24 protein-coding genes are annotated in these 23,701 nt (G+C 46.7%); all 24 read right to left on the reverse strand.

Annotated features, from left to right (window positions below):
• Positions 1-315: 315 nt before the first annotated feature.
• Positions 316-747: a F0F1 ATP synthase subunit epsilon gene (locus ABD744_RS21510; RefSeq protein WP_344800668.1), complete on the reverse strand. Its 432-nt coding sequence runs from the start codon at positions 745-747 to the stop codon at positions 316-318.
• A 26-nt stretch (positions 748-773) separates the two neighbouring features.
• Entirely contained in the window at positions 774-2,147 is a 1,374-nt protein-coding gene (gene atpD / locus ABD744_RS21515) for a F0F1 ATP synthase subunit beta (protein WP_344800669.1), read from the reverse strand.
• Positions 2,148-2,227: 80 nt separating this feature from the next.
• Positions 2,228-3,091: a F0F1 ATP synthase subunit gamma gene (atpG, locus tag ABD744_RS21520; RefSeq protein WP_344800670.1), complete on the reverse strand. Its 864-nt coding sequence runs from the start codon at positions 3,089-3,091 to the stop codon at positions 2,228-2,230.
• Positions 3,092-3,167: 76 nt separating this feature from the next.
• Complete coding sequence (gene atpA, locus ABD744_RS21525; RefSeq protein WP_344800671.1) at positions 3,168-4,712, reverse strand: F0F1 ATP synthase subunit alpha; 1,545 nt, start codon at positions 4,710-4,712, stop codon at positions 3,168-3,170.
• A 27-nt stretch (positions 4,713-4,739) separates the two neighbouring features.
• A complete protein-coding gene (locus ABD744_RS21530) occupies positions 4,740-5,276 on the reverse strand; it encodes a F0F1 ATP synthase subunit delta (protein WP_344800673.1) in 537 nt (178 codons plus the stop codon).
• Between the two features lie 14 nt (positions 5,277-5,290).
• A complete protein-coding gene (locus ABD744_RS21535) occupies positions 5,291-5,761 on the reverse strand; it encodes a F0F1 ATP synthase subunit B (protein ID WP_344800674.1) in 471 nt (156 codons plus the stop codon).
• 60 nt (positions 5,762-5,821) lie between these two features.
• Positions 5,822-6,052 (reverse strand): F0F1 ATP synthase subunit C, encoded by a 231-nt coding sequence (gene atpE / locus ABD744_RS21540; protein WP_284383072.1) that lies wholly within the window; start codon positions 6,050-6,052, stop codon positions 5,822-5,824.
• 51 nt (positions 6,053-6,103) lie between these two features.
• A complete protein-coding gene (gene atpB, locus ABD744_RS21545; protein WP_344800675.1) occupies positions 6,104-6,946 on the reverse strand; it encodes a F0F1 ATP synthase subunit A in 843 nt (280 codons plus the stop codon).
• Between the two features lie 33 nt (positions 6,947-6,979).
• On the reverse strand, positions 6,980-7,354 hold the full coding sequence (locus ABD744_RS21550) for an ATP synthase subunit I (RefSeq protein ID WP_344800676.1): 375 nt from the start codon (positions 7,352-7,354) through the stop codon (positions 6,980-6,982).
• Positions 7,355-7,580: 226 nt separating this feature from the next.
• Positions 7,581-8,471: a ParB/RepB/Spo0J family partition protein gene (locus ABD744_RS21555; protein ID WP_344800677.1), complete on the reverse strand. Its 891-nt coding sequence runs from the start codon at positions 8,469-8,471 to the stop codon at positions 7,581-7,583.
• A gap of 52 nt (positions 8,472-8,523) precedes the next feature.
• Positions 8,524-9,315: a ParA family protein gene (locus tag ABD744_RS21560; RefSeq protein ID WP_344800678.1), complete on the reverse strand. Its 792-nt coding sequence runs from the start codon at positions 9,313-9,315 to the stop codon at positions 8,524-8,526.
• A 97-nt stretch (positions 9,316-9,412) separates the two neighbouring features.
• The gene (gene rsmG / locus ABD744_RS21565) at positions 9,413-10,066 is read right to left on the reverse strand and encodes a 16S rRNA (guanine(527)-N(7))-methyltransferase RsmG (RefSeq protein ID WP_344800679.1); all 654 of its coding nucleotides are present in this window, start codon (positions 10,064-10,066) and stop codon (positions 9,413-9,415) included.
• A complete protein-coding gene (gene mnmG / locus ABD744_RS21570) occupies positions 10,066-11,955 on the reverse strand; it encodes a tRNA uridine-5-carboxymethylaminomethyl(34) synthesis enzyme MnmG (protein ID WP_344800680.1) in 1,890 nt (629 codons plus the stop codon). The genes rsmG and mnmG overlap by 1 nt, the downstream gene beginning before the upstream one ends.
• A gap of 663 nt (positions 11,956-12,618) precedes the next feature.
• Positions 12,619-13,992, reverse strand: coding sequence for a tRNA uridine-5-carboxymethylaminomethyl(34) synthesis GTPase MnmE (gene mnmE, locus ABD744_RS21575; RefSeq protein ID WP_344800681.1), 1,374 nt, complete (start codon positions 13,990-13,992; stop codon positions 12,619-12,621).
• A 150-nt stretch (positions 13,993-14,142) separates the two neighbouring features.
• Positions 14,143-15,813 carry a membrane protein insertase YidC gene (gene yidC / locus ABD744_RS21580; RefSeq protein ID WP_344800682.1) on the reverse strand — a complete coding sequence of 557 codons (1,671 nt, stop codon included), beginning with the start codon at positions 15,811-15,813 and terminating at the stop codon, positions 14,143-14,145.
• A 175-nt stretch (positions 15,814-15,988) separates the two neighbouring features.
• Positions 15,989-16,360, reverse strand: coding sequence for a ribonuclease P protein component (rnpA, locus tag ABD744_RS21585; RefSeq protein WP_344800683.1), 372 nt, complete (start codon positions 16,358-16,360; stop codon positions 15,989-15,991).
• Between the two features lie 20 nt (positions 16,361-16,380).
• A complete protein-coding gene (gene rpmH / locus ABD744_RS21590) occupies positions 16,381-16,515 on the reverse strand; it encodes a 50S ribosomal protein L34 (RefSeq protein WP_344800684.1) in 135 nt (44 codons plus the stop codon).
• Positions 16,516-16,688: 173 nt separating this feature from the next.
• Entirely contained in the window at positions 16,689-17,138 is a 450-nt protein-coding gene (locus tag ABD744_RS21595) for a YiiD C-terminal domain-containing protein (protein WP_344800685.1), read from the reverse strand.
• Positions 17,139-17,228: 90 nt separating this feature from the next.
• The gene (locus tag ABD744_RS21600; protein ID WP_344800686.1) at positions 17,229-17,882 is read right to left on the reverse strand and encodes a hypothetical protein; all 654 of its coding nucleotides are present in this window, start codon (positions 17,880-17,882) and stop codon (positions 17,229-17,231) included.
• A complete protein-coding gene (locus tag ABD744_RS21605; RefSeq protein WP_344800687.1) occupies positions 17,879-18,460 on the reverse strand; it encodes an RNA polymerase sigma factor in 582 nt (193 codons plus the stop codon). Before ABD744_RS21605 ends, ABD744_RS21600 begins: the two co-directional genes overlap by 4 nt.
• 274 nt (positions 18,461-18,734) lie before the next feature.
• A complete protein-coding gene (locus ABD744_RS21610; protein ID WP_344800688.1) occupies positions 18,735-19,958 on the reverse strand; it encodes an aspartate aminotransferase family protein in 1,224 nt (407 codons plus the stop codon).
• 53 nt (positions 19,959-20,011) lie between these two features.
• Positions 20,012-21,490 (reverse strand): succinylglutamate-semialdehyde dehydrogenase, encoded by a 1,479-nt coding sequence (gene astD / locus ABD744_RS21615; protein ID WP_344800689.1) that lies wholly within the window; start codon positions 21,488-21,490, stop codon positions 20,012-20,014.
• A gap of 16 nt (positions 21,491-21,506) precedes the next feature.
• Positions 21,507-22,556: an arginine N-succinyltransferase gene (astA, locus tag ABD744_RS21620; protein ID WP_344800690.1), complete on the reverse strand. Its 1,050-nt coding sequence runs from the start codon at positions 22,554-22,556 to the stop codon at positions 21,507-21,509.
• Entirely contained in the window at positions 22,553-23,578 is a 1,026-nt protein-coding gene (locus ABD744_RS21625; RefSeq protein WP_344800691.1) for an arginine N-succinyltransferase, read from the reverse strand. The genes astA and ABD744_RS21625 overlap by 4 nt, the downstream gene beginning before the upstream one ends.
• Positions 23,579-23,701: the final 123 nt, after the last annotated feature.

Genomic DNA, 23,701 nt, shown 5'->3' on the forward strand with positions numbered 1-23,701 from the left:
TACCGTAGTCTAACCAGCTTTCCCGCTTGCCCCTCTCAGAACGTGGAGCGCATTATAGGCATCCCCACACACAACACAACCCCTTTCTGCACTTATTTTTAATTTAATTTCAAAGCGGTTAAAAACCGCCCAACAACGATCAAAATACACACAAAATCCAGTGTGGGCGTACAAAATTCAACCAACCCAATCCAAAATTTCACCTTAACCCCAAAACACGAATCTACCGGACACAAAAAAGGCGAGCTAAGCTCGCCTTTTAATACCCGAAAAAAAAGGCAGCCTAAGCCACCTCTTTTCTGCGTCTGCCCGCTACTAACGACCACCACCAACCTTCTTACGAAGTTCGGAGATGGTACGAAGCATTGCGGTAGCTTCAGCAAGTTTTGTCGCAGCAACCGAGTACTCGAAGTCATCGCCACGGCTCTCAAGCTCAGTCTGAGCCTGATTTCGTGCTTCTTCAGCAGCTTGAAGATCCAATTCTTCACCACGTAATGCTGTGTCAGCCAATACGTTGATCAAGTTTGGTTGTACTTCCATAAAGCCGCCAGTAACGAAGAAAACTTCTTCTTCACCATTCTGTTTGATTACTCGAACAGGGCCTGGCTTTAACTCAGTCAGCAAAGGGGCGTGACCAGGGGCAATACCCAGGTCACCCATTTTACCAGCTGCAACCACTAACTCCACCAATCCTGAAAAGATCGACTCTTCAGCGCTTACGATATCGCAATGTACGGTGATAGCCATGTCAGTTGCCTCTTTTACCGGTTAACTTAGACAGTCTTTGCTTTTTCAACTGCTTCTTCAATTGCACCTACCATGTAGAAAGCCTGTTCAGGCATTGCATCGTAGTCACCAGCCAAAATACCTTTAAAGCCACTGATAGTGTCTTTCAAAGATACGTACTTACCAGGAGCACCAGTAAATACTTCAGCTACGAAGAACGGTTGAGATAAGAAACGCTGAATCTTACGAGCACGAGATACAGTTTGCTTATCTTCTTCAGATAGCTCATCCATACCCAGGATCGCAATGATGTCTTTCAATTCTTTATAACGCTGAAGAACTGTCTGTACACCACGAGCAATTTCATAGTGCTCTTGACCAACAACTAACGGGTCCAACTGACGAGAAGTTGAATCCAGCGGGTCAATCGCAGGATAAATACCAAGCTCAGCAATTTGACGAGATAGTACAACTGTCGCGTCTAAGTGAGCAAAGGTGGTTGCAGGAGACGGGTCAGTCAAGTCATCCGCAGGTACATATACCGCCTGAATAGAAGTAATAGAACCTTCTTTCGTCGACGTAATACGTTCCTGAAGTACACCCATTTCTTCTGCAAGTGTTGGCTGATAACCTACCGCTGAAGGCATACGACCCAGAAGTGCAGATACTTCAGTACCCGCAAGCGTGTAACGATAGATGTTATCAACGAACAATAGTACGTCACGACCTTCGTCACGGAACTTCTCAGCCATAGTCAGACCAGTCAACGCAACACGCAGACGGTTTCCTGGAGGCTCATTCATCTGACCATAAACCAACGCAACTTTATCGATTACGTTAGAGTCTGTCATTTCGTGGTAGAAGTCATTACCCTCACGAGTACGTTCACCAACACCAGCAAATACTGAGTAACCTGAGTGCTCAATCGCAATGTTACGAATAAGCTCCATCATGTTTACAGTTTTACCTACACCAGCACCACCGAACAGACCAACTTTACCACCCTTCGCGAATGGGCAAACCAAGTCAATTACTTTAATACCAGTTTCAAGTAGCTCGTTAGAAGCTGCCTGCTCTTCATAAGAAGGCGCTTTACGGTGAATCGCTGCACGAGCTTGCTCACCGATCGGGCCTTTCTCATCGATTGGGTCACCAAGAACGTCCATGATACGACCCAGAGTTTCTACACCCACAGGTACTTCAATTGGAGTTCCAGTGTTTTCAACTTCAAGACCACGAGATAGACCTTCAGTTGAACCCATTGCAATGGTACGAACGATGCCGTCGCCCAATTGCTGCTGAACTTCAAGCGTAGTTTCTTTGCCTACAACTTTCAGCGCGTCGTACACTCTAGGTACGTTGTCACGTGGGAATTCCACGTCGATGACGGCGCCGATAATCTGTACGATACGTCCGCTCATATTGGTTCCTCATTAACCAAATATAATTCGTTTACAATCGCCAAGCGTGTTTGTATTCAACAACGTTACACGTTGGATTACTAAACAGCCGCTGCGCCACTCACGATCTCAGACAATTCCTGAGTAATCGCTGCCTGACGTGCTTTGTTATAAAGAAGCTCAAGCTCCTTGATAAACTGACCTGCGTTGTCGGTTGCGTTTTTCATTGACATCATACGAGCAGCTTGTTCGCTCGCATTATTCTCAACAACAGCCTGGTACACCTGAGACTCAACAAAGCGTTGAAGCAACTTCTCAAGAAGTTCTTTTGCTTCAGGCTCATAAATATAGTCCCAGTTGTGAGCACGTTCGGTTACTTCTTCTGCCTTCGGCAATGGAAGTAACTGAGTCGTCGTTGGCGTCTGTGTCATACTGTTCACAAAAGTGTTGTATGACACATACAGTCGATCAATTTTGCCTTCAGCGTACGCATCCAACATAACTTTTACGGCACCTACTAACTGTTCAACCGAAGGGGTATCACCCAACTGGTTTACTGAGCCGTCGATTTTCATGCCTAAGCCACGGAAAAAGCTCTGCGCTTTAGTACCTATGGTACAAAGGCTGATTTCCGCACCTTGGTCAACCCACTGTTTCATGTCTTTAGTAAGACTACGGAACAAGTTTGAGTTTAAACCACCGCACAAACCGCGATCTGAACTGACAATAATATAGCCAACACGCTTGACCTCACGCTCTTGCATAAAAGCGTGCTTGTACTCTGGACTGGATTCCGCAACGTGACCAATCACTGAACGCATACGGTCAGCGAAAGGACGGCTTGAAGCCATTCTGTCCTGAGCTTTACGCATCTTACTAGTCGCAACCATTTGCATTGCGTTAGTAATTTTCTGCGTGCTCTTCACACTACCTATTTGGGTGCGAATCTCTTTTCCGACTGCCATGATGTCACTGCCTATAAACGTTGATCCAGGCCACTCATGATAAATTCAAAGCTCGTCCTAAGACGAGCTCAGCAGATTACCAAGTTTGAGTAGCTTTGAATTTCTCGATAGCTTCTTTCAGACCAGCAGCGATGTCGTTGTTGTAATCGCCTTTTTCATTGATCTTAGCCATCAAAGTTGCGTGTTCTGCATTCACGTAGCTCAATAGTGCCGCTTCGAATGCTACAACTTTCTGTACTTCAACGTCGTCGAGGTAACCCTCGTTAGCAGCGAACAAGCTCACAGCCATTTCCGCAACGCTTAGTGGAGCGTATTGCTTCTGCTTCATAAGCTCTGTCACACGTTGACCGTGCTCAAGTTGCTTACGAGTTGCTTCGTCAAGGTCAGATGCGAACTGAGCAAACGCTGCCAATTCACGATACTGAGCCAATGCCAGACGAACACCACCACCCAACTTCTTAACTACTTTAGTCTGTGCCGCACCACCTACACGTGATACAGAAAGACCGGCGTTGATCGCTGGTCGGATACCTGAGTTAAACAGGTTCGTTTCCAGGAAGATCTGGCCATCAGTAATAGAAATTACGTTAGTAGGTACGAACGCAGAAACGTCACCACCTTGAGTTTCAATGATCGGCAATGCCGTCAATGAACCCGTTTTACCTTTCACTTCACCGTTAGTGAACTTTTCAACGTATTCTGCGTTAACACGAGAAGCACGCTCAAGTAGACGAGAGTGAAGATAGAAAACGTCACCAGGGTATGCTTCACGACCAGGCGGACGACGTAGTAGTAGAGAGATCTGACGATATGCCCAAGCTTGCTTGGTCAAGTCATCATATACAATCAAACCGTCTTCACCGCGATCACGGAAGTATTCACCCATTGCACAGCCAGCATATGGAGCAAGGAATTGCATAGATGCTGGTTCTGATGCAGAAGCAACAACGATGATGGTGTGATCCATTGCACCGTGCTCTTCAAGCTTACGAACAACGTTCGCAATTGAAGATTGCTTCTGACCTACGGCAACGTAGATACATTTAACGCCAGTGCCTTTCTGGTTAATGATTGCGTCGATAGCGATCGCAGTCTTACCTGTCTGACGGTCACCAATGATCAACTCACGCTGACCACGACCAACAGGAACCATGGCATCAATTGATTTAAGACCAGTCTGAACTGGCTCATCAACTGACTGACGCGCAATAACACCAGGAGCAACTTTCTCTACCGGTGCCATTGTTGCGTTTTCAATCGGACCTTTACCGTCAAGTGGGTTACCCAGTGCGTCAACAACGCGACCAAGCAAACCTTCACCTGTAGGAACTTCAAGAATACGACCAGTACATTTTGCTTTCTGACCTTCTTGCAGACCTAGGTAGTCACCCAATACGATTGCACCTACAGAATCACGCTCCAAGTTCAGAGCCATACCGTAAATGCCACCGTCAAATTCAATCATTTCGCCGTACATCACGTCCGCTAGGCCGTGAATACGTACGATACCGTCAGATACACTGACGATTGTGCCCTCGTTGCGGGCTTCAGAAGTCACATCCAAACTTTCGATGCGCTTCTTGATAATATCGCTGATCTCTGATGGATTCAGTTGCTGCATGCTTTTATCCTCAATGCTCAAGGCAACTTAGGAATTGATCGCTTCGGCCAACTTTTCAAGTCGTCCAGCCACTGAGCCGTCAATAACCATATCACCTGAACGAATTACGACGCCGCCAATCAATGCTTTATCAGTGCCTGTAGACACATGAATTTCTCGATTGAATTTCTGGCTAAGTGCCTCAGCCAATTTTTGTTGTTCGTCATTCGCCAGATCAAACGCAGAAGTAATATCCACGTCAATAGATTGTTCTTGATCGGCTTTATATTTATCAAACAAAACTGATATTTCTGGCAACAATGCCAAACGATGGTTTGCTGAAAGAACCATTAAAAAGTTCTTTAAGCCATCGTTGATCTGTTCACCACATACATCGATGATCAGTCCTGCTTTCTGGTCAGAAGTCAATTGCGGAGCGGACAACAATTCAGCTGCCTTTTCATCCGCCGCTGTCTGAGCAGCAATGCCCAAACCAGCTGACCACTGATCCAATTGGCTGTTCTCAAGAGCAAACTTAAAAGCTGCTTTTGCGTACGGCCGCGCGAGTGTGGTTAATTCAGCCATTGATCAACCTCTGCTTAAAGCTCCGACGCAAGTTTGTCGAGCAGCTCTTTATGTGCATTTTCATCGACTGAACGCTCAAGAATCTGTGCTGCACCTGCTAGAGCCAGTGTAGCAACTTGTGCACGCAATGCTTCTTTAGCACGGTTCACTTCCTGCTCGATTTCTGCTTGTGCGCCCGCTTTGATGCGATCGCCTTCGGCATGAGCAGTTTCTTTTGCTTCGTCGATAATTTGATTTGCACGCTTGTTGGCTTGCTCGATTAGTTGCGCAGCTTCTTCTTTACCTTCACGCATTTGTTGCTTAGCTTTTTCTTGAGCTAGCTCCAAATCACGCTCAGCACGATTAGCGGCATCCAAACCATCAGCAATTTTCTTCTGACGTTCTTGAAGAGCAGCCATCAATGGTGGCCACACATACTTCATGCAGAACCATACGAAAACCGCAAACGCGATAGTTTGGCCAATCAGTGTCAAGTTAATGTTCACGCCAACACCCCTAAAACAGTGAATTAATTTCGGTAACCTTTATTTCGGGTAAACCAAAAATTAAGCTACTGCGAAGATTAGGTACATTGCGATACCCACACCGATCATTGGAACAGCATCCAATAGACCAGCCATAAGGAACATCTTACCTTGAAGCATTGGAGCCAATTCAGGCTGACGTGCAGTACCTTCCAGTAGACGGCCGCCTAGCAAACCAAAACCGATCGCAGTACCTAATGCACCTAGACCGATCAACAATGCGCTTGCGATGTAGATCAAACCTGCATCCATTTTCTTCTCCTAAATTTAAAGGTTGGTTAAGTTAAAGTTTAAGGTTTTTAATTAATGGTCTTCATGCGCCTGACTTAGATACACCACGGTTAGAACCATGAAGATATAAGCCTGAAGCGAGATAACCAGAATATGGAAAATAGCCCATCCTAATTGCAATACACCACCAAGTACGCCCATTGCCCAGCCTGCGCTGTACAGTAAAGCAATCAAGATGAAGATCATTTCACCGGCATACATGTTTCCGAACAAACGAAGGCCAAGTGAAATAGGTTTTGCAATTAGGTTTACAAGTTCAAGCACCAGGTTGAAAGGAATCATAGCCCAGTGGTTGAATGGGTGTAGGCCAAGCTCTTTTGAGAAGCCGCCAATCCCTTTGATTTTGATGCTGTAGTAAAGAATCAGAGCAAAAATGCCCAATGCCATACCCAGTGTGATGTTCGGGTCTGTGGTTGGTACCACTTTCATGAAGTGAATGCCGACCATCGTACTCAGGTGCGGAATCCAGTCAACCGGAACCAAATCCATTAAGTTCATTAAGAAAACCCAGGTAAAGATCGTCAATGACAATGGAGCGATCAGTGGGTTACGGCCATGAAATGAACCTTTTACCGTGCTATCGATGAATTCAAGTACCATCTCAGCGAAATTCTGGAAACCGGTAGGAACACCAGTCGACGCTTTTTTCGCAACGCTACGGAATAAGAAAAGGAAAAGAACACCTAAAGATAGTGTCCAAAACATGGAATCTACGTGAATTGCCATGAAGCCCATATCGGAAGCTTCCTGGGCAGTGTGAGCAAAGCCCCAACTACCATCTGCTTTTTGACCATAAGTCAGGTTTTGCAAATGATGTCGGATATACTCGGTAGAGGTTAATGCGTCTCCGGCCATAGTTTCTCTCAACGTCCTAAAGGTTAGTAGTTATCAAAACTTTATATAAAGCGGCGCTAAAATGTTGCACATCATAGCTGCCATAAAGGTTGTAAACACGGCGATTAAATCGGCTTGAGGATAACTCTTAAACAGCAAACCGAACAACGCAGCTGATAATAGCATCTTCCATGTTACACCTTTGTAAAAAGACTGAACTGCATGAGCCGCCTGACTGGCGCCTACATGTTGCCAAGCCTTTTTAACAAAATACGCATTGGGGACCGTATAAATCATGCCGCCAAAAAATGACGAAATTGCGGCAACTTCACCCGCAGCAAAAAAAAACACACTTGCAATCACACAAGTTATGATGCTTTGGACAATGATAATTCGAAATACAGGCGGTGTTGGAATCGTAGATTGCATACGCGTTTTATCTCTTCCCACCACTTACGAATTTATCGCTCAAATCACAAAAATTGGTTACCGGTCCCAGTACCCCTGATTTTGAGTTCGCAAAGTATATTGATAATGCCTGTGCTCTTCAACAACTGTGGGAAAAAATGTAGCATTTTTTTGATTAAATAATATACAAACACTAGATATAGGGAGTGAACGGCCATTCACTCCACTATTCGGGCAGAAAAGGACACTAGTTCAAGTGTTTCAAGATCCCATCCAACTCATCCAAAGAGCCGTACGAGATGGTCAACTTGCCTTTTCCTTTATCAGAATGGTTAATTTTTACCGGCGATCCCAGACGATTTGCCAAGGTTTCTTCCAAACGCAGGATATCCGGATCAACTCTCTTTTCTTTGACTGGCGGTAAATCGTCCTGACTTAATACCTTTTTAACTAACGCTTCGGTTTGTCGAACCGTCAACTCCTCAGAAACAACCCTTCGAGCCAACAGAATTTGCTCATCCCCTTCCAAAGACAGCAAAGCCCGGGCATGCCCCATATCCAGGTCGCCACGCTCAAGCAAGGTTTTCACTTCGTCCACCAGATTCATAAGACGCAACAGGTTAGTCACCGCCGTGCGTGATTTGCCCACCGCATTCGCCACTTCCTGCTGAGTGAGTTCAAACTCTTCCTGCAGACGAGCCAATGCCCTGGCCTCTTCAATCGGGTTCAGGTCTTCACGCTGAATATTCTCAATCAGGGCCATGGCAATGGCGGCATCGTCTGCAATTTCGCGAATCACGGCAGGAACTTTTTCCAAACCAGCCATTTGTGCCGCTCGCCAACGTCGCTCGCCCGCAATGATTTCATAACGATTGGCTTTGATTGGGCGAATGACTATTGGCTGCATGATGCCCTGCGCTTTGATCGACGCAGACAACTCTTCTAAAGACTGAGGGTCTATATCCATACGAGGCTGATATTTACCTCGCTGCACAAATTCCACCGGAACTTCCGTGTACGAGCCATCCAGAGAAGAAGCGGCTCCCGCCTCAAGTTCCGGATTTGAGGCTTGCTTGGCCGATGTAGCACCCAATAGAGCGTCCAGCCCACGACCTAATCCACGTTTTTTTGTTGCCATTAATTCACTACCTACGTATTCACCACAGTCCATTGCCTATGTATCACCTGTATCAGGCAGGAACTAAGGCCGCTCTCTCTGCTTTGGTTTTTCGATTAACTTCTCCGGCCAACGCAATGTATGCCTTCGCCCCTTTTGAATTTCGATCGTAACTGATGACAGGCAAGCCGTGACTCGGAGCTTCCGCCAAACGAACATTACGGGGGATTACCGTGGTATACACACGATCATCAAAATAACTGATCAGTTGTTCCGAAACATCCCGAGTCAGGCTGTTTCTCGGATCAAACATGGTTCTCAGTATGCCTTCCACTTTCAGTGCCGGATTGACCCGTTCAGAAATTTGCTGAATGGTATTCATCAATGCACTCAAGCCTTCCAACGCGTAATACTCACATTGCATCGGAATCAAGACACCACTGGCAGCCGTTAACGCATTCACGGTCAACATATTCAGTGATGGCGGACAGTCAATCAGGATGTAATCGTATAACTCCCGAACATCGTTCAGAGTGTTTCTCAAACGCAGTTCTTTGAAATCCAAATCCAGTAATTCAACTTCTGCAGCGGTAAGATCGCCATTGGCCGGAATCAAATCATAACCGGCAGGCACCTGTTTTTTAATGATGTCGTAAATATGCGCCTTGCCGACCAGCAAATCGTAAACGGATAATTCAAGATCGTGTTTATCAACGCCACTGCCCATGGTCGCATTGCCCTGCGGGTCCATGTCAATAATCAGTACTTTACGCTTAGTCGCAGTCAAGGACGCGCCTAAATTGACACAGGTCGTTGTTTTGCCTACGCCACCTTTCTGGTTTGTCACAGCAATGATTTTAGCCACAGGCTTTTTCCTTAAACAGGTTTGTTCTTTTGGGAAGTTCCTTTAAGAACGCGAGTCCCTAATGAAGCCAGCTGAATAAGCTTAATCGTCATGAAGATCAGCTAGCATCAGGCTTAAGAATGATCAGATGACGCTCACCTTCAAGGTTAGGGACATGCAGTGGTATGATCTCTTCCACCGAAACCCAGCCCGGTAAATCGGCTATTTCTTCGTCCGGCACCACGCCTTTCATCGCAACAAAACGACCATCTTCGGCAAGCGTATCACGGGCAAGTGTAACCATATCTGATAAGGATGCAAAGGCTCTGGAGGTGACGATTTTATATCTTTTATCTGAATTCCCGTTGGCACCTGAGACGGCCTGCTCTACCCGGCCGTGAATGACCGTCACATTCTCTAATTTAAGGCTGGTTTTGGCCTGTGTCAGGAAACGAGTTTTTTTGCCATTACTGTCCAGCAAGGTAATGTCCAGCTCCGGCCGGGTAATGGCCAAAGGAATGCCCGGTAAACCCGGACCGGTGCCCACATCCAACAGCGGGCTGTCATCAATGTGCTTGACGATGGAAAGGCTGTCGAGCAGATGTTTCACCACCATTTCTTTCGGATCACGGATGGCGGTCAGGTTGTAAGCCTTGTTCCACTTCATCAACAAATCAATGTAATCGGCCAGTAAATCGACTTGCGACGTGGTCAGATCCAACTCCAGGCGATCAACACCCTGAATCAGTTGTTGTTTTAACGCTGTTTCCATTAGGCACTCTGTTTTGTTACTAAATCACGTTTCTTTAGATGCACTAACAACAATGAAATTGCCGCCGGTGTGACGCCCGAAATACGGGATGCCTGAGCAATGGTGGCCGGCCGGACGTCTTTCAGTTTTAATTTGATTTCATTGGATAATCCAGACATAGCATCGTAGTCCAGGTCATCCGGCAGCTTGGTGTTTTCATTTTTCCGAAGGCGTTCAACTTCTTCTTGCTGACGCTGAATGTAACCTTCGTACTTAATCTGAATTTCAACCTGTTCCGCCACTTGTTGACTCTCTGTGACTGGCTCGCCTTTCAGGGCTGCCACGTCCTGATAGCCGACCTCTGGGCGTTTAATCAAATCAAACAAGGAGTATTCACGATTCAGAGGGCTCTTCAACTTAGGATTGATCAACTCGGCTTCCTCGGTATTCGGCAATACCCAGGTTGAGGCCAAACGCTGATTTTCTTTTTCAATGTGGTCACGCTTTTCACAGAACACTGCCCAACGGTGATCGTCGACCAGGCCTAATTCGCGACCTTTCTCGGTTAAACGAATATCGGCGTTGTCTTCACGCAAAATTAAACGATATTCGGCACGGCTGGTGAACATTCGGTACGGTTCTTTGGTGCCTAATGTAATCAGATCATCCACCAATACCCCAATGTAGGCTTCATCCCGACGAGGGCACCAGGCCTCACGCCCCTGCACTTTCAAGGAAGCATTGGCACCGGCCAGCAACCCTTGGGCGGCGGCTTCTTCATAACCGGTTGTGCCATTGATCTGCCCGGCAAAAAACAAGCCGTCAATAAATTTGGTTTCAAGTGATGATTTTAAATCCTGAGGATTAAAGTAATCGTATTCAATGGCATAACCAGGGCGCACCACATGCGCATTTTCAAACCCTTTAATGGAGTGAATCATGTTCAGCTGCACATCAAACGGTAAGCTGGTTGAAATGCCGTTCGGATAAAGCTCATTGGTGGTCAAGCCTTCCGGCTCCACAAAAATCTGATGAGAATCCCGGTCGGAGAAGCGAACCACTTTGTCTTCAATGGACGGACAATAACGAGGCCCCACGCCTTCAATCACCCCCGCATACATAGGCGAACGGTCAAGCCCGCCACGAATGATATCGTGCGTTTTCTCATTGGTGTAAGTGACATAACAACATACCTGCTCAGGATGCTGCTCTACTGAACCAAGGTAAGACATCACAGGTAGTGGGGTATCGCCCCACTGTTCCTGCATCACAGAAAAATCGACCGTGCGACGGTCAATTCGTGCTGGTGTTCCGGTTTTCAGGCGATCAACACGAAATGGTAACTCTCTTAAACGTTTGGCTAAGGCGATGGACGGTGCGTCTCCGGCACGGCCACCGGCATGGTTTTCCATACCAATATGAATAACACCACCTAAAAAGGTACCTGTGGTTATAACAACACTGGGGGCCATAAAGCGAACGCCCATGTTAGTAATAACCCCTTCAACACGATCACCCTGAACAATTAAGTCGTCTGCCGACTGTTGAAAAATTTGAAGGTTAGCTTGGCTTTCTAAAATTTCCCGGATCGCAGCTTTGTATAATTGACGATCGGCCTGGGCACGGGTGGCTCGAACTGCCGGTCCTTTTCGTGAATTTAATACCCGAAACTGAATGCCACCTTTGTCTGTGGCTACAGCCATGGCACCACCCAAGGCATCCACTTCTTTGACTAAGTGACTTTTACCAATGCCGCCGATGGCCGGATTACATGACATCTGACCTAATGTGTCGACGTTGTGGGTCAATAATAACGTTTTGCTTCCCATACGTGCAGCGGCTAACGCAGCTTCTGTACCTGCATGACCACCACCAACAACAATGACATCAAAACGATCTGGAAAATTCACTGGATGTACCTCAAGTATTACGGACTAAACGGGCTTTGTGATGACAAAATCAATCGGCCTGTCTGAAAAGTTGGCGCATTATATATGTAAGGTTAATAAATGACCAATTGATTCAAGCTTATCTGATTAATAAATTATATCCGCTTTCTTTATGTATATTTATATATTGTATTTCTTTTATGTTTTTTAGATATATGTAGTAATTATTGTACCCCCTGTTTTCTGTGTATAACTAACTTAAGACTATGAAAAAAAAGGCTTATTTGAAGTTATAAGTCGGTATGTAAGCTCGGTAAAACCTCAGCAAAGGCTGGTAATAAGTGGTTGAACAACCCTAGGGTTATCCACTTGCTAAAGTTTTCCACAATTCATACCGGGTAGGATGAAGAATTTGTTAGGCCTCTTATCAAAATGTTATTCATTTGGGGGGTTATGGTAAATGTATGAAATTTCTTTGTGGATAAATAGCTTTGTATAAATCAACTAACTTCAGATTATGACTCTAAGCATTTGTTTTTAATGATTATAGTTAATTAATGAAGTTGTGAATAAAAATAGGAATAAGTGTCAGAAGCCGAGAGTTTTTAATAACTTAAGGTATTTGGAATGGAATAAGCGGCAATGTGAAAATATAGCTCTTCAGTAAGAAGAGCTTGGTAAGCGTTATTTTCCGATACAAAAACTGGTGAAAATCCTGCCCAGCAGGTCGTCGGGTGTAAACTGACCGGTAATTTCAGAGAGGTGATTTTGCGCGTCTTTCAGGTCTTCGGCGAGTAACTCGCCTGCTCCCATCATGACTAATTGGTCTAACCCTTTTTCCAAGGCTTGCTCGGCTCGGTCAATGGCGTCCAGGTGACGACGTCGGGCGATGAATCCGCCTTCGGTGGTGCTTTGGAATCCCATCGATTCTTTCAGATGTTCTTTTAATAGCTGAATACCGTCTTGGGCTTTGGCCGACAGGCGAATTACCTTTTGTTGTTGATTGTTTTCAACCAATGAAGCCGTTTCATCCGATTGATCGATTTTATTGCGAATGATGGTGATCGGAATGTTGGTCGGCAGCTGATGGACCAATTCTGGCCAAATGGCTTCCGGATCATCAGAATCGGTTTCTGTGGCGTCCACCATGAGTAAGATGCGATCGGCTTTTTCAATTTCCTGCCAGGCGCGTTGGATGCCTATTTGTTCGACCTCATCGGGACTGTCGCGTAAACCCGCAGTGTCAATGATGTGAAGTGGCATACCGTCGATGTGGATATGTTCCCGCAGTACATCGCGGGTGGTTCCGGCAATAGAGGTCACGATGGCGCTCTCTTTACCGGATAAGGCATTTAATAAGGAAGATTTACCTGCGTTGGGCCGACCTGCAATGACCACTGTCATTCCTTCCCGCATCAATGCCCCTTGATTGGCTTCGGCTTTGACCGAATACAAATCTTGTTGAATGCTTTTGAGGTCATTCTCAACTTTTCCATCGGCCAAAAAATCGATTTCTTCCTCCGGAAAGTCAATGGCGGCTTCCACGTAAATACGCAGTTGAATTAAGGATTCAACCAACACATTAATGCGTTTTGAAAATTCACCCTGAAGGGAGCGCAAAGCACACTTGGCGGCTTGCTCGGAAGCGGAGTCGATCAGATCGGCAATGGCTTCGGCTTGAGTCAGATCCATTTTATCGTTGAGAAAGGCGCGTTCAGAAAACTCACCGGGCTTCGCCATACGAACACCGGCTTTGACGATCGTGGAGAGCAGCATGTCGAGAATGACCGGGCCGCCATGACCTTGCAGTTCAAGCACATCTTCGCCGGTGAATGAGTTGGGTCCCGGAAAAAAGATGGCCAGACCTTCATCGATCTGATGGTTGTCCAAATCGTAAAACGGCCCATAGTGCGCGTATCTCGGTTTTAACTCTCGTTTCACCAATTGTTGTGCAAGGGTTCGTGCTTTTGGGCCGGAGATACGAATGATGCCGACACCGCCTCGCCCAGGAGGGGTGGCTTGCGCTGCAATGGTGTCTTCTGTGTACAGTTTGGACATGGATAACTTCTATTCAACAAAAAATGATAAGCCGTCTAAGACAAACAATAGGCTTTGAATAGGAAATTTTATACGGCCTGTGTCGCTGGCGGTAGTCTTACAGGCATAAAAAAAGCTCCCGAAGGAGCTTTTTAAACGAGATAAGCGGGCTTATCCGGCGATTTGTTTGTTGATGTACCACTGTTGGGCAATCGACAAGATGTTGTTCACCAACCAGTACAATACCAAACCGGCCGGGAAGAACATGAAGAAGAAAGTGAACATGATTGGCATCATCTTCATCACTTTCGCCTGCGTTGGGTCTGGTGGTGTTGGGTTTAATGAGGTCTGGATGAACATGGTGACACCCATCAAGATTGGCAGAATGAAGAACGGATCTTTCACTGACAAGTCGACGATCCAAAGCATGAACGGCGCCTGACGAAGTTCCACACTTTCCATTAACACCCAGTACAAGGCAATGAACACCGGCATCTGAACCAGAATTGGTAAACACCCGCCTAATGGATTGATTTTTTCTTTCTGGTACAGCGACATCATTTCTTGCGACATTTTTTGACGATCGTCGCCATAACGTTCTTTCAACTCTTGTAGCTTAGGTGCCACGCGGCGCATGTTCGCCATCGAACGATAACTGGCGGCAGACAGCGGGAAGAAGATGGCTTTAATGACCACCGTTACCAAAATAATAGCCAAGCCCCAGTTCTGAACCATGCCATGCAACACATTCAATAACCAGAACAATGGTTGGGCAACGAACCATAACCAGCCATAATCCACTGTCAGCTCAAGGCCTTCTGAAATCTCAGCAAGACGTTCTTGCAGCTTTGGCCCCGCATAAAACTGCAGACCTACGGTTTCTGTAGCGCCAGGCTCAACGGTAAAACGACTGCCTGTCATGCCAACAATGTATAAGCCTTTGTCTTTAAGCACTCGGGTCTGATAGTTGTATGCATCGTGAGAAAGCGGTACCCAGGCACTGACGAAATAGTGTTGAAGCATGGCCAGCCAACCGTTGTCGACTTTCTGGCTGAAATTACCGTCGTCCATGTCGTCGAAATCAATTTTGGTGTAAGGCTGATCCTTGGTGTATAACGCAGCACCTAAATACGCCTGCATGCCCATGGCGTTGCCCTGGCTTGGGTCTGCACTTCGGTCGCGTTTGATTTGGGCAAAGACATTCGCATTCCAGACTGCATCGGTCTGGTTATTTACGATGTGCTCCACTTCAACCAGATAGTCACCACGGGTAAAGATATAACGTTTGGTGATGGAGATATTGTCCTTGGTGTACGTCAAATCCACAGATAATTTTTCTTCGCCGTCTTTCAGAGTAAATTCACTGGCGGACGTTTGATAAACCGGGCGGGTTTTGGATGATTTATCCGGGCCGTCTTTGCCGATTAAGCCGGATTGGGCTGTGTATATGCGCGTTGGCGTTTGCTCCAACAGGCGGAATGGGGTGTCCGGCTGGTCGATTGATACAGGGTATTGCGGAAGTTGGACTTCAATGATGTCGCCACCGAGGGTATCAATTAATATTTGCTGAGTGTCGGTTGTGACACGAATGATACGGCTTTTGGTTTGGGTATCTTCCATCGGTGTGACTACCGCTTCTTCAACAATGCTTGGAACATCGCTGGAGGAATCGGTTACCTGAACTGTTTCTGTCGGCAAACTTGCGGTTGGCTCGGAAGAAACCGGGGCGGAAGATACTTGTTGGGTAGTTGCTGGTTGACCGTAGTCCTCATTCCATTGGAGTACCAACAGATAAGAAACAACCGCTAAACCAAGAACCAATGCGACTCTTTGAAAATCCATAATTTAGGCCAAACTTCTATTTTAAATGAGTTTGAGGAAAGCCTGAAATTGGCTTCCTGTGAAAACAGCGCACATTTTATTCATTTGTAGCGAGAAGAGCCAGAAATAACCTGCCTATTTATGGTGCTATCGCAAAGAAAATGGCAATTTTAAGGCGGATTTTAGCAAAACGGAATTATTTGGATTCTGCTTTTTTCGCTTGTTCGTTGAGTTTGTGCCAACTGTATTTACAGAATTTGGTGATGGCGAGGTTGTCTTTTTTATCAATGCCTGGACGGGCAATAAAAACGATATCAACGGCGGGCAGCTTATGTTGATTCAGACGATAACAATCCCGGATGATGCGCTTAATACGATTTCGGCCGACGGCAAAACGCACTTTCTTTTTGGCGATGACAAAGCCAAGACGAGGATGATTCAGTTGATTGGGAGTAGCGATGAAGAGGCCAAGTGGGCCGGAGACTTTGAACTGACTGTGGTCAAATACCTGGCTATAGTCCCTTGGGGTTAAGAGTCTTAACTGTTTGGGGTAGCTATAACCAGACATTGAATAAGTTTCAACTGCAATTAAACAGTTAAAGCCTTACGACCTTTTGCACGACGTGCATTAATGATCTTACGACCGTTAGCTGTCGCCATACGAGCACGGAAACCGTGAGTACGCTTACGCTTTAGTACGCTAGGTTGAAAAGTTCTTTTCATAATATTACTACCTATTAAGGCAAATGAATTGTATACACTTCAAATTTGAGGCCGAGGATTATAGTGAAAACAAGACGGCCGTACAAGCATTGTTTAATTTTCAGGCACTACTTTTTATCATTTAAAGCAAGATTTTGGCTTATAAAGGCTCATCTCTGGATATTTGGTGGTATTTAGACCGTTTGCTGGATGAATGCGTAGGTACCGGTGGTGCGACAGCCGGTGCCTTTATCGGTTAACACTTCAATTTCTACGGTCAGTTTTGCCCGGCCCTTTTCTTTGTATTTCTCAATGAAGGAGACAAAACTGGGTTGATCCAGTTTGGCCTGAGCGACCAGGTCGGTGGCGACCGGTTTCTCAAATAAAATATTGGCTTCGGCGATGACTAAATCCCCTGCAGGCAACCATTGATCGGTGATTTGAGAGTGGATCAGGCTCCAGCCGGTCAACAGCGCAATCGACGATAAACTGCCTCCAAACGCGGTGCCGTGCATATTACTGTTGCTGGATAGTGGGGCTTTCAGAGTGAGTGAGTATTTACTTACATTAATCACCTCAACATTCATTGCCTTGGCTAATGGGATGTTGTTGTATAAATATTCTTTGATTTCGTGTTCAGTCATAACCGGCTCGATCGATACAGAGAGGCTGCAGTATAAAGATATCTCCGGGAATATCGAGTTGGGGACTGACGTTTGTTGACTGAAGTCAAATCAATCCGGTGCGCTGACCGAGGCCATGATCAACCCCTTCTCTTTCCATAGGGCAACTTTATAGCCATCACTGTATTGAATTATAGGCGTCAGTCCGGCATCCACGTCGGGAATGTTCTTAAAAACCGATGGCTCGTAAGCCGTTTCATACAAGGTGGTCATCTCCCCGTTTTCATTTTGATAACGGATTTGTGCCGCCATCACGCCTTCAATAGAGCAGTACCGACCGCCTATCAGAGTGCTGTTCTGAGGATCGAATAACTCAGAACGACTCGGACGGAAGTCCAGTTGGGTAAAGTAATCGCGGACTTCATGAAATGCGCTGCTTGTGACTTCCAGGGGCCGTAATTTTCGATGATTAAGGGTGACCTCTTCTGCGATGCGCTGAAATTGATGTTGAGCTTCCTGAGCAGCGACAGAGGTATCGGGCAAAACCTGAGTGGATGAAAACTGAGTTCCAAAGATTATGCCTGCAGTTAAGGCCAGCAACAAGGTGGCGGCAATGGCATAAGGCGGCGTTTTGCGCGGCTGTGGTTTGGCTTCGTCGACTTTGTATTGCGCTTGTAGCCGATCCAGTTGATTCAGCTGTGCCTCGCTCAGCTCAACGGATTGATAATGTGCTTTGAGTGCGTGTTTTAGTGGTTGATCACTCATGATTTGCTCCCGTTGCGGTAGCCGGTCATTCGGGTGGTGTATTGTTCGGCTTTCTTTCGGATTCGGTGCAGTTTAGACAGCAAAGTACCCTTGGGCTTGCCGGTTTCATCAGAGATTTCCTGAACGGTGTATCCTTCAACGGCCCAGAAATACAATAACTCATTTTCTTCGGTGTTCAGTTGTTCGGTAAATGCGTTCACTTGTTGTTCATTGATGAGTGACTCTTCCAGGCAATGGGTATTCATTGCGACCAGATTATCGTAGCCGGAGTGGACTGTGCCGTCTTGTTCATGGCTGATGGTGTCTTCAATGAATACTTCCCGTTGGTGTCGGGACGACTTTAAATGATCAATAAACGCATTTTTGATGGAGCGCTTAAGGTACGCCATGGCTTCTTGTTTTGGCTGGTTTTGTTGCAGGTAACGTTCCAGAGCGCCGTAAACCAAATCGTAGGCATCGTCTTTATTTTTCGTCAGCGCGTTGGCGTACTGATACAGTTGATTCAGTTGCTGTTCATTAAACATGGTGTGATCCCGGCGTTCGATGCCTGTTTGTGTGATCACTGAGTGAGATAACAATCATTGCTTTCGGTTCCACTGAGCATCATCCATTGGTTTCACTTAGGGCTAAACGGGTGTGTACCAAACCAATAAACTCAACGACGTTTGAGCCGTTGTTGAGTGTTGCATTTATTATTTGAACTCGAGTCCGGATGCAAGGGAAAGTGATACACAATATGAAGGACGAATGATGCTGTGGTTTGATTGCAACCAAGCAAGTTTTTTCGGACAAAAGGCCGAGGGGAAACGAAACAAACGGCCAGCAGGAATGGGTGCTGGCCGTTGTCAGTTCTTATTCCTGTTCAGCAGGTGCCTGTTCGGCCACAAACTGTTCAATGGCTTTATCCAGACTCATCAAACCTTGTTCGATGTCGCTGTCCGGGATAATCAAAGACGGTGCCAGGCGCATAACATTCGGGCCTGCAACCAATACCAGTAATTTGTGCTTTAAAGCCAAGGTCAGCAGATCCTTCGCTTTGCCATGGTATTCCGGCTTTAATTCACAACCAATTAACAAGCCCATGCCTCGGATGTCTTTAAATATCTTGTGGCGTCGATTGATGTGATCCAATCCGTCTATGAACTTCAGGTGTTTGGCCTGGACATTATCCAACAGCTGACGGTCTGAGATGATATCCACAACCACTTCTGCCACGGCACAACCCAGCGGGTTACCACCGTATGTGCTGCCGTGTGTGCCGACGACCAAAGACGCTGCAATGTCGGTGGTGGTTAACATGGCGCCGATCGGGAAGCCTCCGCCAATGCCTTTGGCGGTGGTCAGAATGTCAGGTACCACATCATAACGTTGATAAGCATAAAGCTCACCGGTACGTCCTGCGCCAGTCTGAATTTCATCAAAAATGAGCGTTGCATTGTGCTGATTACAGAGTGCTCGTAAGCCGTTCAGAAAATCTTTGGACGCGGGTGTCACACCGCCCTCTCCTTGGACGGGCTCAATGATAACTGCACAGGTTTTGTCTGAAATGATGGCTTCTACTGACGCTAAGTCGTTGTAGGTCGCGTGCAGAATGTCGCCCGGTAATGGCCCGAAGCCATCGGAATACTTGGCCTGGCCTCCGGCAGAAACCGTAAATAAGGTTCGTCCGTGGAACGACTCGCTGAACGATATAATCTGAGTCTTTTCTGAGCTGAATTTATCACTCGCGTATTTTCGCGCCAACTTTAATGCCGCTTCATTGGCTTCCGCGCCGGAATTACAGAAATAGACTTTCTCAGCGAAGGTTAATTCGGTAAGTTTTTTAGCAAGACGTAATGCCGGTTGGTTGGTCATCACATTGCTGACGTGCCAAAGTTTTTCAGACTGTTGTTGAATCGTCTGAACCAGTTTCGGGTGGCAGTGACCTAAACTGGAAACCGCAATACCGCCTGCTAAGTCTATGTATTCGTTGTCGTCTTCATCCCACAAACGGCTGCCTTTTCCGTGGGAAGGAATCATTGCCAAAGGGGAATAGTTCGGGACCATGACATCATCAAAGGTCGATCTGTTTGTCATTGTTGTACAGACCTCAAAATAGTTTTATAAAAATTGTCTTGTTGGCCAATATGCTATTGGGTCAGGTTAATGCCCGGAATGGGTGAGGAAGGAAAAGAAACGCCTTGCTGGCACATTGTTGTGGTTGGAAATGCACAATAATCTGCTGAATACCACCCTCCTGGTCGGTGATTGCCACTAAGCCCTATGCCTCCATAAGGTGCAGCACCGCTAACGCCCGTTATTGGTTGGTTCCAGTTAACTACACCCGCCTGGATTGTGCAATCAAATTCATCAAACTGGGATTGTTTATCACTGATTAAACCGGCGGTGAGCTTATATTTGCTTTGGTTGGCCATTTCTATTGCCTGCTCAAAGTGCTGGTAGCGGGATACCTGTAACACAGGGCCAAAAATTTCTTCGTCAAAAGGCTCTTTGATTTCAGTGACATCCAGTAACCCCGGACTCATGAACGCGCTGTTTTCATCCGCTTGATTGGCGCTGAGTAATACATTGGCGCCTAACGACAACAAAAGCTGTTGTTGTTTGAGTATCTGTTTGGCGGACGGAATGTTGATTACCGGGCCCATAAACGGTTTGGGTTCTTCATTATAGTGGCCGATAAATAATAAATGGCATTGCTCGATCAGCTGCTCCAGTATTTGATCACCCTGGGCATTATCCGGTAAAAATAACCGGCGAGCATTCGAACAACGTTGGCCTGAAGTAATGAACGCTGAGTGAAGAATTTGATAGAGCGCGGGGTTGATTTGCTGGGTGTCGCCAACGATCAGCGGATTGTTGGCGCTCATGTTCAGGCACACCAGCTTGTCGGGTCGAGTGGCCATGGTTTGGTTGATGCTGATGCCGGTTTCCGTTCGCCCGGTGAATAATACGCCGGCAAGGTCAGGGTGATCGGTCAGTGTTTGACCAATGTCGTTGCCTCCCTGCACTAAGTTGAAGACGCCGTCAGGCAATTCCGCTAAGTGCCAAAGTTGGGTTAAGTAATCGGCCACCTTTGGCGTCATTTGACTGGGCTTGTAGACAAGGGTATTGCCCGCTAACAGCGCAGGAATGATTTGACCCATAGCGATTAATGCCGGGAATGAAAACGGGGTGATGACCGCCAATGGGCCATGGGGGCGATGACGTAATTGTATGTGGCCACCGGTGGTGGCCATCACTCGTTCTCCGGTTCGTTGTTGATAAGATTCAAAGGCCAATTGGGTTTTATCCACCACCGCCTGAACTTCCAGCTGAGCCTCCCACATGGGGCGGCCAGTGTCATGACAGACGGCCTCAATCAGGTGGTGTTTATGGCTATGAATCAGTTGTTCAAAGTTATGAAGGTATTTTAAGCGTGCTGAAACGTCCAGCTTACGCCATGGGTCAAAGGCTTCGCTGGCCGATGTTACGGCTTGATGCACCTGATGAACGTTTGCTCCCCGACCTTCCCAGACTACGTCTTGGCTGGCCGGTTCTCTGGAGCAAAACTCTCCGCCCATCCCTGCTTGCCATTGTCCGTTAATGAGAAGATCGAGTTTGGTCTTCATGCTTACCTTGTCATATTTAGCCTGTCATGGTGAATAACTGGCTCTGGTCTCTGGCATACAGTGATGCCACCGTGACTTGGTTATCCTGTAAGTTTAGTGCATCCAGCACCTGAGCAGGTAACTGGATGCTGTTTCCTTCTATTCGGTACTGAAAACTGAGCGTGGTTCTGAAGTCTTCCAGTGACTGATTAGAAAGCAAGATCGGCGGTTGTTCATCGGCATTGTCAGTGATCAGCGCTTCGGCCGTAAATACGATGGAATCTTTGATTAATCGCAGATCATCGATGTAAGCTTCCATAACAGGGCCGCCATCAAAAATGGCAATGTAATTTTCAAACCGAAGCCCTTCTTGTTTCAGCATTTCCAGCGCTGGCTGGGTGTTCGGATGGACCTTACCAAAGCAGGCGCGGGCGGACTCTGAGAGTAAATGGCTGTAGACCGGGTATTTGGGCATGAGTTCAGCAATCACGGAACGTTGTCCCCGACCGGTCAGAAAATCAATACGGTCAAATTCCATGTTAAAAAACTTTCGGCCCAGGTTATCCCAAAATGGCGATTGACCTTGTTCGTCGTTAAAACCTCGCATTTCGGCGAAAATCTTTCGGGCGAACAGTTCTCGAAATTGGCGAATGAACATAAAACGCGCCCGGCTTAATAACGGCCCGTTTTTCCGACCCCGGGCATCGGGATGCAACAGGAGTGAGCATAATTCCGAATAGCCAATCTGGTCGTTGGTTAAAAACAAGGTGGGGGTATTGCTGTAGATGTTGATGTCCTGACAGGCATGAACCATCTGGCTGATGCGGTAGGTATACCAAGGTTCATCCCAACCGATGGAGGCCTCAATGCCGCATACGCCCAGCGCCCGATCCTGGTCATCGGCCAACACAAACAAATAGCTGGCTTGCTCTTTTGGCAGCGACAGATTGAATGATTGCACTGCGCGGTCGATTTTCTTGGCCAGATAGGCTTTGTCTGCGGGCAGGCTGTTCATCCCGACGCCGACCGATTGAGCAAGGGCGTATAACGCGTCAAGGTCTGAAGTCTGAATGGGTCTGACGATCATAATACGCCCTCCCCTTGATGATGTTCTGACATACCTTCCGTGTTCAATGTGACCCAACGTATCCACTCTTTAGACGTTAAGTTGAGCGGTTGAATGAAGTCAGGCTGGTGTTGAGGCAATAACAAAATAAGTGGGTGCTCCTTGCTGGTGTTCATGGCGATGGTGTCGGTGTGATTTTCAGGCAAACCCGTCAGGCGGGTTCTGGCGCTTTCTTGTTTGGTCCAAAGCGAGGAAGTAAAACAGGTCAGGCATGGGCCACCATCAAAAATATCGATATGACTTGACGGACGAAACCCTTCACTGATGAATGCCTGATAGTAATCGGCCAGATCCTGTTGCGGCTCACCGAGGGTTGATTGGGTGGTGTTACTGAGCAGGTTCTCGTACAAAGGTTGGTTGGGCATCAGCTGCGCGATCAGAGCTTTGTCTTCTATGCTGGCGTGATAACAGGCTTCTTTGAGACTCATCTGGAAAAAGTGTTGGCCAAGGTCATTCCACAATGGGGATTCTCCCCGTTCATCTTTAAATCCTGGAAATTCGAAGAGTAACCGGTCGCTGAAATAGGACGCATGTTCGGCAATAAAAAGCAGTATGCCCTGAATCAGAAAGGCAATGGCCCTTGGGTTGCGATGTTCGCTGGCCAGTGTGATGGAGTGAAGCTGTGAGTAACCGGCCAACTCATGCGATTGATATAACACCGGTATGGATTGTTTTACCTTTAATCGATAACTGGCGTTGATCAGTGTTTCCCGGCGGTAACTGTAAAACGGTTCTTTTTGACCCGTAAATGCTTCGATGGCGATGGTGCCGACGACCTGATCCTGATCGGTTAATACCCAGAAGTAATTCCCGGACTGGGCTGTCAGGCCTTTGGGGGTTCGGAATGAATCTTCACTGGTTTGTATGAAGCTTCTCAACGACTGTGTTGTTTTTGGCAGGCTGGCATGGCGAGCGCCCTGTTCGTTGGCGAGCGGTAAAATCGCCGTTATGTCCGATGGTTTTGCAGGTCTTAGAGAATACATCCAGGCTCCTCATAAATTTGTCTGTATAGAGTTTAGTTCAGATAAGTGGTCTCGCTGAGAGATTGACCTTTAGCTTGTATATATGTTTGTTGGTAAGTATGTGGATATATTGTTGTAAACTTG

The sequence above is a fragment of the Litoribacillus peritrichatus genome, assembly GCF_039537985.1.
Taxonomy (GTDB): Bacteria; Pseudomonadota; Gammaproteobacteria; order Pseudomonadales; family Litoribrevibacteraceae; genus Litoribacillus; species Litoribacillus peritrichatus.